Source organism: Paenibacillus macerans (genome assembly GCF_050565405.1).
GTDB lineage: Bacteria > Bacillota > Bacilli > Paenibacillales > Paenibacillaceae > Fontibacillus > Fontibacillus macerans_B.
In genome coordinates this window covers 154,492-168,416 of record NZ_JBNYYG010000003.1, presented here as the reverse complement: position 1 = coordinate 168,416, position 13,925 = coordinate 154,492, and the positions used below count along the sequence as shown (strand labels likewise).

The following is a 13,925-nucleotide window of genomic DNA, read 5'->3' as shown; positions in this document are numbered from 1 at the left end:
TCGGTTTAGAACCACTGATGGTGGAAGACGCCTTCCTTGTCGACGCGTTTGAAGGTGTGGGCGCCGAAATAATCGCGCTGCGCTTGCAGCAGATTGGCCGGCAAGCGTTCCGTGCGGTAGCTGTCGTAATAAGACAGGGCGCTGGCGAAGCCTGGCACTGGGATTCCGTTTTCCACGGCCGCGGAAATCACTTTGCGCCATGCTCCCTGGTAGCTTTCCACCACGTTTTTGAAGTACGGGTCAAGCAGCAGGTTTTTGAGCGCGGGATCGCGGTCGTAAGCTTCTTTGATGTTATGCAGGAACTGCGAACGGATAATGCAGCCACCGCGGAAAATCATCGCGATGTTGCCGTATTTCAAGTCCCAGCCGTATTCGTCGGAAGCGGCGCGCATTTGCGCAAACCCTTGGGCATAGGAGACGATTTTGGACGCGAACAGCGCTTTGCGCACGTTCTCGATGAACTCCTGCTTGTTGCCGCCAAATGCTTGCTTCGCCGGTCCGTTCAGAATCTTGCTCGCTGCGACGCGTTCTTCCTTCATCGCCGACAGGAAGCGGGAGAATACCGATTCGGTGATCATGGAGAGCGGAACGCCCAGGTCAAGTGCGCTTTGGCTCGTCCATTTCCCGGTGCCTTTTTGCCCCGCGGCGTCCAGGATGACGTCCACCATCGGTTTGCCGGTTTCTTGATCGTACTGCGAGAAGATGTCGGCGGTAATCTCGATCAGGTAGCTATCCAGCTCGCCTTTGTTCCATTCGGTGAAAATCTCGTGCAATTCCTTGGAGTCCACGCCCAGCACGTCTTTCAGCAAATGATAGGCTTCGCCGATCAACTGCATGTCACCGTATTCGATGCCGTTGTGCACCATTTTGACGTAATGGCCGGCGCCGTCCGGACCAATATATGTACAGCAAGGATCGCCGTTCACTTTCGCGGAAATCGCCGTCAGGATCGGCTCGACCAGTTTATAGGCGCTTTCTTGTCCGCCCGGCATGATCGCAGGCCCCTTCAGCGCGCCCTCTTCTCCGCCGGATACCCCGGTGCCGATGAAGCGGAAGCCTTTGGCTTCAAGATCTTTGCTGCGGCGTTGGGTGTCCGGGAAGTGCGCGTTGCCTCCGTCGATGATGATATCGCCTTGATCCAGGAAAGGAAGCAATTGCTCGATCGTGGCATCGGTTGCCGGACCGGCTTGTACCATAATTAAAATTTTGCGCGGCGTTTCCAGCGAGTTCACGAACTCTTCGATGGAAAACGTGCCGACGAGATTTTTGCCTTTGCCTTCATGCTCCAGCAGGTCATGCGTTTTTTCCGGGGAGCGGTTGAAAACCGATACGGAAAAGCCCCGGCTTTCAATATTAAGGGCCAAATTTTTGCCCATGACGGCTAAGCCGATAACGCCGATTTGTTGTTTTGACATGGTCTCCATCCTTTGCACACTATATTTTTTTCAATATTATCATTTTAACTCTTTGGTGTACAGAAGTGAACCCCGGACCGGCTGCCCAAAAAACAACCCCCAACGCCGTGGGAGCTGATATTTGCCGTACTATTCCGTTTGATTTATGCTAAGCTTCCGTCCGGTTTTCTCCACTTTAGGATGAGCCAAACCAGCGCCTACCATTCAAGACGAAGCAATTCGATCCGCAGTTTGCGCAGCTTCTCCTTACAGGCTTCCGTCGTTTCGCGGTCTCCTTGCTGCAACGCCTCGAACAGTCTCTCCAACTCCGCGTCGAGCTCCTGCTGCAGATGGGCAAGCTGCTGCTCCGCCGATTCGGAGGCGAACATCTCGGCCATTTGCGCCGTATCGACGGTCGGCCCCTTCTGATAGATGACCCGGTGCTCCATGCCGGAGATTTCGACCAGACGGATCACTTCGCCGAACAGAATGTTCTCGATCAGAATCTGCCGGTCCTTGAACCGCTTCACTACCGCGTGTCCGCGCAGGTCGCCGATCAGCTTCTCCAGCCACTCCGCCAGCTTGGCGTCCCGGATCACATAGTCGCCTACCAGCTTGTATCCTTTGGCGAGACGCTGAAACCGCAGTTTGGTCAGCTTTCGTCCGGTGCGTACGGAAATGATAAAGAGCGATTCGTTCTCACTCCAATATAAAGAATACCCGTCTTGGATCAAATCGCGGATCAATTGTTGAATGTGCCGGCGGTCGAATCGGAGTTCCAGGTTACAGTATTCCACTTCGTAACTTTTATTCACGGCACTCCCTCCTCAAAGTTTGGTGAGCATCGAAAGCATGAATCAAGTTGGCTGAGCGCGCTTCCGGTCTGCTCTTCGAACTAAACGCTGCGGCTTACCTTATCTTATACTCCATCTTATGTAATGGAACTTGGTTTATTGATTATTTTTAACCGTTTCCGGGCAGGGTTGACGCATGAAATATGTTATACTGGTAGCGGTACGTAAACATATGATTCCGCATGGATGGAGCTGGAGGTATAGAGGATGTCATTCCAAGGATTTACGACGCATGATTTCGACGCATTAACCGTTCCCGGCCTGGAGCCCCGGATGGAAGCGATCATCGGCCGCATTCGCCCCAAGCTGGAGACGCTGGGCACGGAGCTGGCTCCTTACTTGTCCGCCCTCTGCGGCGAAGAGATGCATCCGCATGTCGCCAAGCACGCTCGCCGGAAGGTGAATCCGCCGAACGATACCTGGGTGGCGTGGGCGGCCAGCAAGCGCGGCTACAAAGCGCTGCCGCATTTTCAAGTGGGCATGTTCTCCACCCACCTGTTCATCATTTTCGCCGTCATTTATGAAAGCCCCAATAAACCGGTGTTTGCTAGATATTTGGACAAGCAGGCCGCACAGGTGAAGAAAACGGTGCCGGATGGCTTCTATTGGTCCCTGGACCATATGGATCCCGGCGGCACGCCGCATCAGGAAACCGGCACCAAGGAGCTGAAGGCGTGGGCCGAGCAACTGCGGACGGTCAAGAAGGCCGAAATCATGTGCGGGCTGCACCTCGAACGGGACAACCCCCTCGTCGGCGACGGCGCCAAGCTGACCCGAACGATCGAGGAAACGTTCCAAACGCTGCTGCCTCTCTATAAAGGCGCTTATTAAGAGGTTAGTTCACAGGAAAGCCTCTCCGAACTCAAGGATTCGGAGAGGCTTTTGCTTTGCGGGCCAGGCCGATATGCAGAAGGAATAGCAGCGCCATCATGGCCGAGCTGGCCAGAAACGGCGCCGACGGCCCGATCAGGTCCCACATTTTTCCGGAAATGATCGGGCCCGCCACCATGCCGGAGCCTTGTATCGTGAGGAAGAAACCCCATACCGTCCCTTTTTCCCCTTCCGGCAGCAGATGCGAAATCATCGTATCCCAGGTGGGAAGGATTAAAGCGTAGCTCAAACCGATCAACATGATGAACAACCAGATCAGCGAAACTTCGCGGGTTACGGCAAACATGCCGATCGAGGCAGCCGCCATGGCAAATCCGATATGCAAAAACCATCGCGTCCCCAGGCGGTCCACCAGCTTCCCGATCGGAATCAGTCCGATGACGGTTATCCCGCCGCCGACTACCAGCATGGCGCTGAACGTTTCCGGCGACAGCCCCAGCTCGGAACGCACGTACAGCGTAATGACCGGCGTCAGCAGCCCGATCGCAAACGACTGGAGAAACAGGGCCGGATACAGCAGCGGACTGACATGCAGGTGGGTCCGGATGTGCCGGATCGAAGCGCGGACGTTGCGGAGCAGCCCCCCTTGCCGCAGGGAAGGGTTGTCCTGGGGCTTCCCGTGGTTGGCAGCGCCTTTTGCTTTTGCGGCTCCGCTTCCGGCTTTACCCGGCAAAAACAAGGATACCAGGACGACCAATGCCATGCAGCCGAGCAGAAACCAAAAGACGGGACGAAACGAATCGTGCAGAAAAAAATTGATGATGACCGGTCCAAGCCCTGTTCCCCCCAGGCTGGAAATTTGAATGACGCCCATCGCCGTCGCAAAATTGTTGTTCTCTTCCGTGACCGCCGTGATCCCCATCAGGACGCACGGCCACAACGGGGCCGTCCCGATGCCCAGCAGCGCGCATCCCAGCACGAGGAAACCCATCGTGTGCAAGAAGGCGATCATTGCTACGGCCCCTAGCGTGATAAATAGGCCCAGCGTCATCGTCGTGCGAAAGCCGATCCGTTCGATCAGCCATCCCGCCGGGCTGCGGAAGACGTTGTCGCCGATATACTGCATCGAAAACGATAGTCCGATCGCAAAAGCGCTAAGCTTCAGGACATCGCCCATATAGACCGGCAAAATCGCCACGATCAGCGCCCCCTTGACGAATTCGACCAAAAACATGATGATCCAAAGGCTTGCGAACGTTGGATTCAGTAGTTTTTTGCGCGCGATTCCGGAAGTCAGTTCCACGAAATTGCCCCCTCTTCTTCATTCCCGAACATGGCTTCAACTTATATAAGTTGTACTAATATTATACGGATGGAGGCAGCCGTGTGAAATGTTCTTACGATCGCTGTTGTTTGCGGACTTCTCTGATTTTCCTAAATTCAGATAGAGTAGAAATCCGCTCACAAAGGCGAAAGCTCCGCTTCTTCAGAATCATTTCACCTAGGTTCAATATTCTAAAATGCTGTGCCTTGGAATATTGAACCCTCTTGCCAGTTTTCCGTTCCTTTATTTGGTTTAACTTCTATTCTGTCCGTTTTTTTCGGCAAATTAACCTGCTTTCCGTCAAAATTGCGTTAAATCCCCACGGTTCGCTTGCATTCCGGGCGCATTTTGCTATACTCAAGCTTGTTTGAAAATTTTATCGACGAAAGGCAGGGATGGCCCGTATGGATCATCAAAGCACGCCGCTCTTCACCGCACTCAAAAAGCACGCGGCCGGCAATCCCGTTCAGTTTCACATTCCCGGGCACAAAAAGGGGCTCGGCACCGATAAAGAATTCCGCGAGTTTATTGGCGATAACGCTTTGTCCATCGATTTGATCAACATCGCTCCCCTGGACGACCTGCATCAGCCGACCGGCGTGATTGAAGAGGCTCAGAAGCTGGCCGCCGACGCGTTTGGCGCCGATTATACCTATTTCTCGGTGCAAGGGACCAGCGGAGCCATCATGACCATGATACTATCCGTTTGTTCTCCGGGTGATAAAATTATCGTCCCGAGAAATATTCATAAATCCGTCATGTCGGCGATCATTTTCGCCGGGGCAAAACCCGTGTTCGTCTCCCCGGCACAAGACGCCAATCTCGGCATCGATCACGGCATTACGACGAATTCCGTCCGCCGGGCGCTGCAGCGGCATCCGGACGCCAAAGCGGTCGTGGTGATCAATCCGACTTATTTCGGCGTTTGCGCCAACCTCAAGGAGATCGTAGATCTCGCCCACAGTTTCCATGTGCCGGTGCTGGTCGACGAAGCGCACGGGGTTCACATCCATTTTCATGAGAAGCTGCCGATGTCGGCGATGCAAGCGGGAGCCGATATGGCGGCCACGAGCGTGCATAAGCTCGGCGGCTCGATGACGCAAAGCTCGATCCTGAACCTGAACACGAAAAACGGCTACGTCAACCCGCAGCGCGTGCAGACGATCATCAGCATGCTGACGACGACGTCGACTTCGTATTTGCTGCTCGCCTCCCTGGACACGGCCCGGCGCAATCTGGCGCTGCATGGCCGCGAACTGGCCGAGCAGGCGATGGATCTGGCGCATTACTTACGCCGGGAAATCAATCAAATCGAGGGGCTTTATTGCTTCGGACGCGAGATTTTGGGCGGAGAAGCGACGTATGACCACGATCCGACCAAAGTCACGATTCATGTGCGCCATTTGGGCATCACCGGCTACGAGACGGAAAATTGGCTGCGCGAACACTACAACATCGAAGTCGAGCTCAGCGATATGTACAACATCCTGTGCCTGATCACGCCGGGAGATACGCAGGAGACGGCCGATATTCTGCTCACGGCGTTGCGCGAATTATCGCAAATCTACTACAAGGAAAACAACGCCAACGAGCTGATCGTCAAAATCCCGGAAATCCCGCAGCTCTCGCTGATTCCGCGCGATGCCTTCTATGCGGATACCGAAGTGGTTCCGTTCCGGGAATCGGCCGGCCGGATCATCGCCGAATTCATTTACGTTTACCCGCCGGGCATCCCGATTTTGCTCCCGGGCGAGGTGATTTCCCAGGACAACATCGATTATATCGTCGACCACGTCGAGGTCGGCCTGCCGGTGAAAGGACCGGAGGACCGGTATATCGACAAGGTCAAGGTTATCGTCGAAGCCGATCCGATCTTCTGAATGCATATAAGAAAGCTCCCCGGTTCCCGGGGAGCTTTAAGCTTTGTTTATTGAATCGGCCGACCTCAATCAGGCTTCGTCCATCTGGGAGACAAGCTCGTTGTAAGCTTCTTCTACCTGCTGCCATTCCTGTTCGTCCTCGATATTGTAAAGCACCATTTCTTCGTTTTCTTCTTCCATGCGGAGAATGATGCCGTCCGCCTCCGGATTATTGCGTTCCAGCAGCAATGCGTATACTTTCTCGCCTACGTCGAACGTTTCGACGAGAACCATTTCCACGTCATTTCCTTGTTCGTCCGTCAACGTCAGCACAAACTCTTCGTGTTCATGATCGTGTTCATGATCGTGGCCGCAGCCGCACGCTTCGCCGTGTTCATGATTGTGGTCGCTCATTCAATTACCTCGCTTTGACTGTGTTTTTGAAGGGTGAAGTTTGTGAATTGCTTCATTCCCCCCGTATCGTATCATTTTAGGGTGGACAGGTCAATTTTCGAAAACGCTGCCCGTTTGGACGGAATTCCGGCTATTTCAGGACGTTGATGCCCTTTTCCGAGATCAGCACGAAATCCGCTCCGCTCGATGCCTGCATGTAGAACCCGATCGTATAGCGGCCCGACGATTTGAAATCATAGGTGTAATCCTTTGTCCGGAACCAGAAGTTATCCCGCTGCTCCTTGATTTCGTCGGTCTGGATTTCCTTGGTCGTGCCGTCCGGCGCCGTGATCGAGACCCGCACCGCGCTGATGCTCGTGCGCAAATTATCGATTTGTGAAAATACGTTGAACTTTAGTTTGCCCGTCTTTTTGACGTCGCCAAACACCCCTTCATCCGTAAACAAAAACATGTGGACGTTGGGTTTATAATAACTCACCGTTTTGGTGTCATCGTTATATTCGACCAATCCCTCGAGATTGCGCACGGGAACATAGGTTTTCCCGTCGATGATATAACCGCCGTCTTCCATGTCGCGGCCGTTGAGCAGCAGTTTGACCTTCTGGCTCGCCGCATCGGCAAACAGCAATGACCCGCCCATCAGAGAGAAAGCAACCACCAGTAATGCAACTCTTCTCCATTTCATTGGTATGAACCTCCATTTGATTCATGTTGATGTAAAGTTATACTCGACGAGCCGAAGCAAGTTGCGGTGTTTTCTGGTAATTGGCGGAACTTTTTTTCAATCGGGGACATGGCTTTCGTTTCGCTTGGAAATTGTGTACATTAATGGTGGAGCGCTTACTTATAGAAGGAGGTCTGGGATGCCACTACGACTGCAAATGCTGGGCACGGGCGGCGCGTTCGCCAAAAAATACTTCAACAATAACGGTCTGCTCTACTCAAACGATTTCACGCTTCTGATCGATTGCGGAATCACGGCCCCGCTGGCGCTGCACGCGATCGGCAAACCGCTCGATGATATCGACGCCGTGCTGATTACCCATATCCATGGGGATCATGTCGGAGGGCTCGAGGAGCTGGCTTTTCGCATGAAATACGGTTCCGGCCGGAAACCCGTGCTTTACGTCGCCGATAAGCTGGTCGGGCCATTATGGGAAAATACGCTGAAGGGCGGGCTGAGCCAGGATGGCGTGATCCATTCCCTGGACGACGTGTTCGAGGTTCGAACCTTGAAGGAAGGCACGCGGGTTCAGTTGACGCCGGACCTGTCCGTGGAGTTGATCCAAACGCCGCATATTCCGGGTAAAACCAGCTATTCGCTCTATTTCAATAACGAGATATTCTACAGTGCGGATAAAACGTTTCAGCCGGAGCTTTTGGAACGGCTCGTGCGCGAGCGCGGCTGCCGCAAAATTCTCCATGAGGTGCAATTGACCGGCCCGGGCGAGGTACATACGACGCTCCAGGAGCTGTTATCCCTCCCTGAGGACATCCAAAGCCGGATCCTGCTGATGCATTACGGCGACGATATGGAGTCCTACGTTGGGGCAACCGGAAAAATGGAATTCCTGCGCCAGCACGAAATCTATACGTTGTGATGCGCAAAAAACAACCCTCTGGCTGCATCCTTAGACGGAGGGTTGTTCCACTTGTTTGCCCGGTTTATTCAAAACCCGGCAGATTGTCGAGATTATTGGACGGGTCTCCGTCGGCATCCCCGCGGATGTACATCTCCCCGTCCCGTCCTTTAAACACATTAACGCCGGCGATCGCACCGGCCTTCACTTCCTGCAGCGCCTGCTGGTACTCGAGTACGCGTCCGCTGGACGTTTTAAACGCCTCCAGGTCGCCATCGCCGTTCTTCCGGACGGCAATAAACGTTTCTCTGGTGTTCAGGGCCATCTGCTATCACTCTCCTCTATAAAGTATGGAGTTAGATTGCCCCGATGCCGGAGAAACTATGATTTCAGCGGTTTGACCATGCGCACGTGCGGAATCCCGGCGTCATCGAACGGTTCGGTCGAGATCGTCTCGTAGCCCAGCTTGGCGTAGAACCCTTCGGCATGGCACTGCGCGTCGAGCACCGATTGGGTCAGTCCCAGCTCGCGCGCCAGCTCTTCCATGGCCAGCAGCAGGATTTTGCCGACCCCTTGCGAGCGAAAAGCCTCTCGTACGGCAATCCGCTGCATTTTGGCGGCGTTATCCTTATAGTAAATCAGTCTGCCCGTCGCGGCATACTCCCCGTCCAGCTCGATCAGCACATGATGCGCGTCCGGGCCGATTTGATCGTATTCGTCGATTTCCAAGTCGATCGGAACCTTTTGCTCCTCCACGAATACTTCCTTGCGGATGTCCAGGCATTTCTGCAATTGGTCTTCCGTCTTTACCGGTATAATCGTTGCAGCCGACATTTCTTTCCCTCCCAGCGTTCCCTTGTCCATTGGTTTGTCTAAACTGCATCATTATACAAAAAAATAGTTTTCATGTATAGTTGTGGTATCGAATGGGAGGGAAAGGAGCTGTCCGGGAGATATGGTTATGGGCGTTACGATCGCTGCCGCGGCATTGATCGCCGTATTGCTGATTGCTTCCATGTTTTACGTCACGAAAAAAGGCTATTCCCGCAAATGGGACGAGGAATAAGCCGGACGGGTCACTCCGCGGAGTAGACATCCTCCACGATGGTCGGCGAATACACCTCGTCCGAGACGGAGGAGCCGAAGGGCCATGGGAAAGCGCGGGCCTGCCGGTTCATCGTCTCCTGGTCGGGCGACAGGCTGCAGGCGCTGATCATCGTTAGCAACAGGATGGCCGCCGCAGCGGCCGCCCGGCGAACCGGCTTACCCGGGATGCTCCGAGACGAGCTCAATCCGTTGTTCCTCCGGATACGCATGTTTAATCATTCCTTTCCTATATCGAATACGGACCTGAGGTTCCGGTCACTCCTGTTAAGCCATTGTTGTCTCCTCTCCGGTTCCTTATACGCAAAAAAAGGTTTGACAGGGCTCCCCTCGCCTGTTATGATTAATTTTGTCTTCACTAATATTTTGATCTGCTAGCTCAGCTGGGAGAGCACTATCTTGACAGGGTAGGGGTCAGAGGTTCGAGCCCTCTGCAGATCATACGGGAAGAACCCTTACAATGTAAGGGTTCTTTTGTCTTATTAAGAGGAGTAATAATTCGAAAATATTAGACATTATTGTTACTGTTTTGGGCGCCATCGACTTTGATTTCTAACTTTAGTCCATCATCCATTAGCAGTTAATATAACTTTGATCGGTCAAATTGTATTTATTTTAGGATTACTTACTCAAATCATATCTAAGATAGGGAAAAAGCAAAAAAATAAGAAATTCGCGACTCCGCGCTGGCAGTTATGTTAAAATGAACTCTATAAAGCTCGAAGGGACGGAACTTATGGATAGTGAATTAAAGGATATGCTGCGTTCTGTTATTAAAGAGGAACTGGCCCCGGTCAATCAACGTTTGGATCGGATGGATCAACGGTTGGATTGGATGGATCAACGGTTCGATTTAGTCGACCAACGGCTCGACCGTATCGAGGATGAGCAGCAAAAAATGAAACACGAAATCGGCGTTATCAAACAAGATATCCAAGAAATAAAACAAGATATCCAAGAAATCAAAGAAGATCAGCATTTAATCAAACGCGCGGTGTTGGATACGAATGAGCGGGTGATGAAAATGGAAACCATCCTGGATAACCAGCATCAAATCATCGAATTGCTATCGGCCCGATCCATCCAGCAGGAAGCCGAACTGAAAAGAATCAAATAAATCCGATGCCGAAGCATCGGATTTTTCTTTAACCTTCAGATGTGGACGTCCCCTATCCCCGCGAAATCTCCACCCTAAACTGCGCCGCCTCCACCCACTCGCCACGGGCAAAGTCCCGGCCGCGTACGAGGACGTGATCGCGATAAACTTCCACGTAGTAACCTTGGCTGCCGTCCTTGTGCTCATCCGCGTCGGTCCACAAATAGGCTACGGAAGCCGCGTTAAACATCGCCGGCAGCTTTCCCTGCCCGTCGAAATAGTTGTGGGGCGCCTCCAGCTCCCAATGGGTATGCCCCGTGAACAGGATCGCTTGCGGATGGCGCGCCAGCACGGCTTTCAACTCGGCATCCTGCACGACGCCGTACCAACGCTGCGCTTCGTAGGAGCCGGCCACCGTATTTAACAACGGCTGGTGCAGGAACACGAACACGGGGCGGTCTCCCGCGGCGTTTTCGCCCAGCTTGTCGTCCAACCAGGCCAATTGTTCCTCGGACAGCGAGCTGAACAACTCCAACCCCTCCTCGGTTCCGAGAAAGATAAAATGGTACCCCGCGATCCAGTGATCATGATAGATTCCTTCCGCCCCGGTGCCGCGCAAAAATTGCCCCAAACGCTCCTCCCAGTTACCCAACCCGACGTCGTGATTGCCCATCGTCATATACAGCGGCGGCAGAGAACCGTCAAACTGCTCCAGGATCCGCTGCCACTCCTCGTACTCCGCCGGAAACCCGTGATCGGTCACGTCCCCGACGTGCATGATCCCGGCGCTGCTTGCGCCGTGAGTCGCGATGTCACGCAAGGCGCGCTCCAGATTCGCGTTATGCGTATGTTCCGCATCCGCCCGAACATGCGTGTCGGTAATCACCTGGAAAACGAGCAGCGCCTCCTCGTCCTGCCGTTTCCCGCTTCCCCCTGCCTCTTCCGATCTCGTCACCCGTTCATCCTCCCTTGCCGCTCATATTCAAACCGATGACCCCGATGACGATAATGCCGATCCAAAGCATCGAGGGCAGCGACAGTTTTTCCTGAAACACGAGTCCTCCCACCAAAGAAATCAGCACAATGCCGATTCCCGACCAAACCGCGTACACGGTACTTACCTTCATATAACCCAACGCGAAATTCAAGCACGTAAAGCTGGCCCCGTAAAAAACGAACATCAGCACCGAGGGAGCCCAGCGGGTAAAGCTTTCCGACAGCTTCATCGACACCGTGCCGGACAACTCCAGCACAATGGCCAGAGCCAGGAATAACCAACCCATTACTTTTCCACCTTCCATTACTCCCCTTTGCGGACATCCAGCTCGCGGTACGAGGCCACGACGGCGTCCGCTTCCGGGAAACCGCCTTTGCCCGCCGCATGCCCGGGATCCAAACCGATGGCTGCCGCCGTACCCGCCGAGCGGGCCATGAGCATATCTCCATTCGTGTCGCCGATGACGGCCGTCCGCGACATTTCCACATCGATCCTGCGGCAGGCGAGCTCCACCATGTCGGGAAACGGCTTTCCACGGCTGACCCGGTCCGCGCCGATGCACACCGAGAAAAACGATCGAATGCCCAGCCACCCCAAATGCTTCTCGGCCGACTCCGTCTCATCGGAGGTGACGATCCCCAGCCGGATCCCGGCCAGTTTGCATTGCTCGAGAAAAGGCAATACGTCCGGGAGCAGCCTGGCCGTTCGGGACCGTTCCAGGGCTTCGTCGGCTTCCTGGCGGCACTCAGCCGCCAGCACCCTTGCCTCGGCCCAGCTAAGGCCCGACTTATACCCTTCCAGAGCCAATAACGTCAGGAGATCATCCACCGTTCCCATCGATAAAGGGCTGTTCCGGTCATAGCCGGCGATCTCCCCGTCTTCGTCATACCCGATTCCCCATTCATTCAATAAACGGGAAGGCAACTCCTTCATGCCCCGCCGTTTCAGCTCGGAGGAGAAACGGGCGAGCAGCAGCTCGCCCCAGGTTCCCCAAGTATGGATGAAATCGAGCAACGTCCCGTCCTTGTCGAACAAGATGGCTTGAACGTCGAACTTCTTTCCCTGTACGGCCAACCGGGCCGACGGGAACCGGCTATTTACCCAATCGTTCGAGTTCACGCTGCGCGGTCTCCTTTGCTTCCTTCAGCGCCTCGGCGGCGGGCACGTTACTGATTTGGACCTTGTCTGCCGCAATTTTCAGCGCATCGGTGATTTTGCCGCCCGTCGGATCCTGGAACGGCTTGGACGCATGCGTCGCCTGCTTCAGCGGCACGGTCGCCTGCGGGTTTTGCTCGCTGAAGGCCACGAATTCCGGATTGTCCAGCGCCGATTGGCGAACGGCGATATAGCCGGTGTTCATCGACCAGAAGGCCGTGTTCTCCGCGTTCATAAAGAAGCTGTACCATTTCATCGCCGCTTGCTGCTGCTCCGGACTGGCCGAGGCCGGAATGCCGGCCATGATCGCCTCTGCAACCGGTTTGCCTTCGCCGACGCCCTCCCAGCCCGGCTGTTCCATCGCCGCGACGACACTGAAGTCGAGGTCCCCCTGGTCGCCGCTGGAACCGGTATATCCGGCCGCCTGACCTTTCATGACGTCGTCGATCGTTTTGTACCAATACTCCCAGCCTTGGCCGCCGGAGTGGATGCGCATGATTTTGTCTTCATGGATCCATTTGCGGAATAGCTCCCACGTCTCTACCCATTCCGGGGAGTCGATCAGTACGGTTTTGCCGTCATCGCTCAAGATTTTGCCGCCCTTGCCATACACGGCATCGATCATGTTGCCGGAGCCCCACATCGGCTCCCAGCCGTAAAACACGGTTTTGCCGCCCTCTTTGACGGTCATCTTCGCCGCCGCGTCGGCCAAAGCCTCCCATGTCTTGAGATCCTCGGCTTGGATACCCTGCTTCTCCAGCGCATCCTTACGGTAGTACATCACCTGCGTCGTTCCGTACATCGGCAGGAAGAACTGCTGGCCGTCCACCTTCCCTTGTTCCAGGAACGTCTGCACGACATCGCCCGGATTGAAATCCGGGGTCGCGGCGATCAGCTCGTCAAGCGGAGCGTAGTAGCCTTTGCGCGCCCAATCCGCGTTGGACGACAACACCGCGGCCGGCACGGTGCCGGAAGCGATCGCGGCCTGAAGCTTTTGCTCGGTTTCGCTGTAATCGGCTTGCACGACCGGCTTAACGATAACCTCCTTCTGGGAGCTGTTGAATTTATCGATCAAAGCCTGCATATTTTCGCCCAGCTTGCCGCCAAGCCCGTACCAGAACTCGATCGTGACCGGTTCGGCCGGAGTCGCGGTTTCCGTTCCTGCCGTATTTCCTTCCGCCGCAGCCTGAGCCGGTTCCGCGGTGTTTCCGCCGGCCGAGCCGGAACCGCCTCCGCATGCGCTGATCAATAGGAAGATGCATGTCATTACGATTCCGAAAAACGGTTTTTTCCAATTAGCCATTTCATAACCTCCAA

16 protein-coding genes and 1 tRNA gene are annotated in these 13,925 nt (G+C 54.5%); 5 read left to right on the top strand and 12 right to left on the bottom strand.

Annotation, left to right across the window (positions count from 1 at the left end; genetic code table 11):
* Positions 1-5: 5 nt before the first annotated feature.
* Positions 6-1,415: an NADP-dependent phosphogluconate dehydrogenase gene (gndA, locus tag ACQ4N8_RS04265; protein WP_430703102.1), complete on the bottom strand. Its 1,410-nt coding sequence runs from the start codon at positions 1,413-1,415 to the stop codon at positions 6-8.
* Between the two features lie 197 nt (positions 1,416-1,612).
* On the bottom strand, positions 1,613-2,209 hold the full coding sequence (locus ACQ4N8_RS04260) for a hypothetical protein (RefSeq protein WP_430703101.1): 597 nt from the start codon (positions 2,207-2,209) through the stop codon (positions 1,613-1,615).
* Between the two features lie 246 nt (positions 2,210-2,455).
* On the opposite strand from ACQ4N8_RS04260, the gene ACQ4N8_RS04255 reads away from it, so the two are divergent.
* On the top strand, positions 2,456-3,079 hold the full coding sequence (locus tag ACQ4N8_RS04255) for a YktB family protein (RefSeq protein WP_430703100.1): 624 nt from the start codon (positions 2,456-2,458) through the stop codon (positions 3,077-3,079).
* 31 nt (positions 3,080-3,110) lie between these two features.
* On the opposite strand, the gene ACQ4N8_RS04250 is transcribed toward ACQ4N8_RS04255, so the two are convergent.
* On the bottom strand, positions 3,111-4,382 hold the full coding sequence (locus tag ACQ4N8_RS04250; protein WP_430703099.1) for an MFS transporter: 1,272 nt from the start codon (positions 4,380-4,382) through the stop codon (positions 3,111-3,113).
* Positions 4,383-4,807: 425 nt separating this feature from the next.
* Between ACQ4N8_RS04250 and ACQ4N8_RS04245 the strand changes: the two genes are divergently transcribed.
* Entirely contained in the window at positions 4,808-6,283 is a 1,476-nt protein-coding gene (locus ACQ4N8_RS04245) for an aminotransferase class I/II-fold pyridoxal phosphate-dependent enzyme (protein ID WP_430703098.1), read from the top strand.
* 69 nt (positions 6,284-6,352) lie between these two features.
* Here the strand turns inward: ACQ4N8_RS04245 and ACQ4N8_RS04240 are convergent, their stop codons facing one another.
* On the bottom strand, positions 6,353-6,676 hold the full coding sequence (locus ACQ4N8_RS04240; RefSeq protein ID WP_430703097.1) for a DUF1292 domain-containing protein: 324 nt from the start codon (positions 6,674-6,676) through the stop codon (positions 6,353-6,355).
* 130 nt (positions 6,677-6,806) lie between these two features.
* Complete coding sequence (locus ACQ4N8_RS04235; protein ID WP_430703096.1) at positions 6,807-7,361, bottom strand: copper amine oxidase; 555 nt, start codon at positions 7,359-7,361, stop codon at positions 6,807-6,809.
* 178 nt (positions 7,362-7,539) lie between these two features.
* Between ACQ4N8_RS04235 and ACQ4N8_RS04230 the strand changes: the two genes are divergently transcribed.
* Positions 7,540-8,277 carry an MBL fold metallo-hydrolase gene (locus ACQ4N8_RS04230; RefSeq protein WP_430703095.1) on the top strand — a complete coding sequence of 246 codons (738 nt, stop codon included), beginning with the start codon at positions 7,540-7,542 and terminating at the stop codon, positions 8,275-8,277.
* A gap of 64 nt (positions 8,278-8,341) precedes the next feature.
* On the opposite strand, the gene ACQ4N8_RS04225 is transcribed toward ACQ4N8_RS04230, so the two are convergent.
* The 3 genes from ACQ4N8_RS04225 to ACQ4N8_RS04215 form a co-directional block, all read right to left on the bottom strand.
* Positions 8,342-8,581 (bottom strand): DUF3892 domain-containing protein, encoded by a 240-nt coding sequence (locus ACQ4N8_RS04225; protein ID WP_059043845.1) that lies wholly within the window; start codon positions 8,579-8,581, stop codon positions 8,342-8,344.
* A 56-nt stretch (positions 8,582-8,637) separates the two neighbouring features.
* Complete coding sequence (locus tag ACQ4N8_RS04220) at positions 8,638-9,090, bottom strand: GNAT family N-acetyltransferase (protein WP_430703094.1); 453 nt, start codon at positions 9,088-9,090, stop codon at positions 8,638-8,640.
* A gap of 242 nt (positions 9,091-9,332) precedes the next feature.
* Positions 9,333-9,548, bottom strand: a complete 216-nt coding sequence (locus ACQ4N8_RS04215) for a hypothetical protein (RefSeq protein ID WP_430703093.1) — start codon at positions 9,546-9,548, stop codon at positions 9,333-9,335.
* Between the two features lie 180 nt (positions 9,549-9,728).
* Between ACQ4N8_RS04215 and ACQ4N8_RS04210 the strand changes: the two genes are divergently transcribed.
* A tRNA-Val gene (locus ACQ4N8_RS04210) sits at positions 9,729-9,801 on the top strand.
* A 295-nt stretch (positions 9,802-10,096) separates the two neighbouring features.
* Positions 10,097-10,477 carry a hypothetical protein gene (locus tag ACQ4N8_RS04205; protein WP_430703092.1) on the top strand — a complete coding sequence of 127 codons (381 nt, stop codon included), beginning with the start codon at positions 10,097-10,099 and terminating at the stop codon, positions 10,475-10,477.
* Positions 10,478-10,529: 52 nt separating this feature from the next.
* On the opposite strand, the gene ACQ4N8_RS04200 is transcribed toward ACQ4N8_RS04205, so the two are convergent.
* Genes ACQ4N8_RS04200 through ACQ4N8_RS04185 form a run of 4 tightly spaced genes read right to left on the bottom strand, consistent with a single transcriptional unit; the run spans position 10,530 to position 13,911 of the window.
* Positions 10,530-11,411 carry a metallophosphoesterase family protein gene (locus ACQ4N8_RS04200; RefSeq protein ID WP_430703091.1) on the bottom strand — a complete coding sequence of 294 codons (882 nt, stop codon included), beginning with the start codon at positions 11,409-11,411 and terminating at the stop codon, positions 10,530-10,532.
* Between the two features lie 4 nt (positions 11,412-11,415).
* Positions 11,416-11,739, bottom strand: a complete 324-nt coding sequence (locus ACQ4N8_RS04195; protein ID WP_430703090.1) for a DMT family transporter — start codon at positions 11,737-11,739, stop codon at positions 11,416-11,418.
* 17 nt (positions 11,740-11,756) lie between these two features.
* Positions 11,757-12,572 (bottom strand): HAD family hydrolase, encoded by an 816-nt coding sequence (locus ACQ4N8_RS04190; protein WP_430703089.1) that lies wholly within the window; start codon positions 12,570-12,572, stop codon positions 11,757-11,759.
* The gene (locus tag ACQ4N8_RS04185) at positions 12,547-13,911 is read right to left on the bottom strand and encodes an ABC transporter substrate-binding protein (protein ID WP_430703088.1); all 1,365 of its coding nucleotides are present in this window, start codon (positions 13,909-13,911) and stop codon (positions 12,547-12,549) included. Before ACQ4N8_RS04185 ends, ACQ4N8_RS04190 begins: the two co-directional genes overlap by 26 nt.
* Between the last annotated feature and the right edge of the window lie 14 nt (positions 13,912-13,925).

Coding starts and splice junctions, on each gene's coding strand:
- ACQ4N8_RS04195 (WP_430703090.1), bottom strand. CDS start 11,739: ATGGGTTGGTTATTCCTGGCTCTGGCCATTGTGCTGGAGTTGTCCGGC.
- ACQ4N8_RS04255 (WP_430703100.1), top strand. CDS start 2,456: ATGTCATTCCAAGGATTTACGACGCATGATTTCGACGCATTAACCGTT.
- ACQ4N8_RS04185 (WP_430703088.1), bottom strand. CDS start 13,911: ATGGCTAATTGGAAAAAACCGTTTTTCGGAATCGTAATGACATGCATC.
- ACQ4N8_RS04220 (WP_430703094.1), bottom strand. CDS start 9,090: ATGTCGGCTGCAACGATTATACCGGTAAAGACGGAAGACCAATTGCAG.
- ACQ4N8_RS04245 (WP_430703098.1), top strand. CDS start 4,808: ATGGATCATCAAAGCACGCCGCTCTTCACCGCACTCAAAAAGCACGCG.
- ACQ4N8_RS04235 (WP_430703096.1), bottom strand. CDS start 7,361: ATGAAATGGAGAAGAGTTGCATTACTGGTGGTTGCTTTCTCTCTGATG.
- ACQ4N8_RS04240 (WP_430703097.1), bottom strand. CDS start 6,676: ATGAGCGACCACAATCATGAACACGGCGAAGCGTGCGGCTGCGGCCAC.
- gndA (WP_430703102.1), bottom strand. CDS start 1,415: ATGTCAAAACAACAAATCGGCGTTATCGGCTTAGCCGTCATGGGCAAA.
- ACQ4N8_RS04205 (WP_430703092.1), top strand. CDS start 10,097: ATGGATAGTGAATTAAAGGATATGCTGCGTTCTGTTATTAAAGAGGAA.
- ACQ4N8_RS04230 (WP_430703095.1), top strand. CDS start 7,540: ATGCCACTACGACTGCAAATGCTGGGCACGGGCGGCGCGTTCGCCAAA.
- ACQ4N8_RS04225 (WP_059043845.1), bottom strand. CDS start 8,581: ATGGCCCTGAACACCAGAGAAACGTTTATTGCCGTCCGGAAGAACGGC.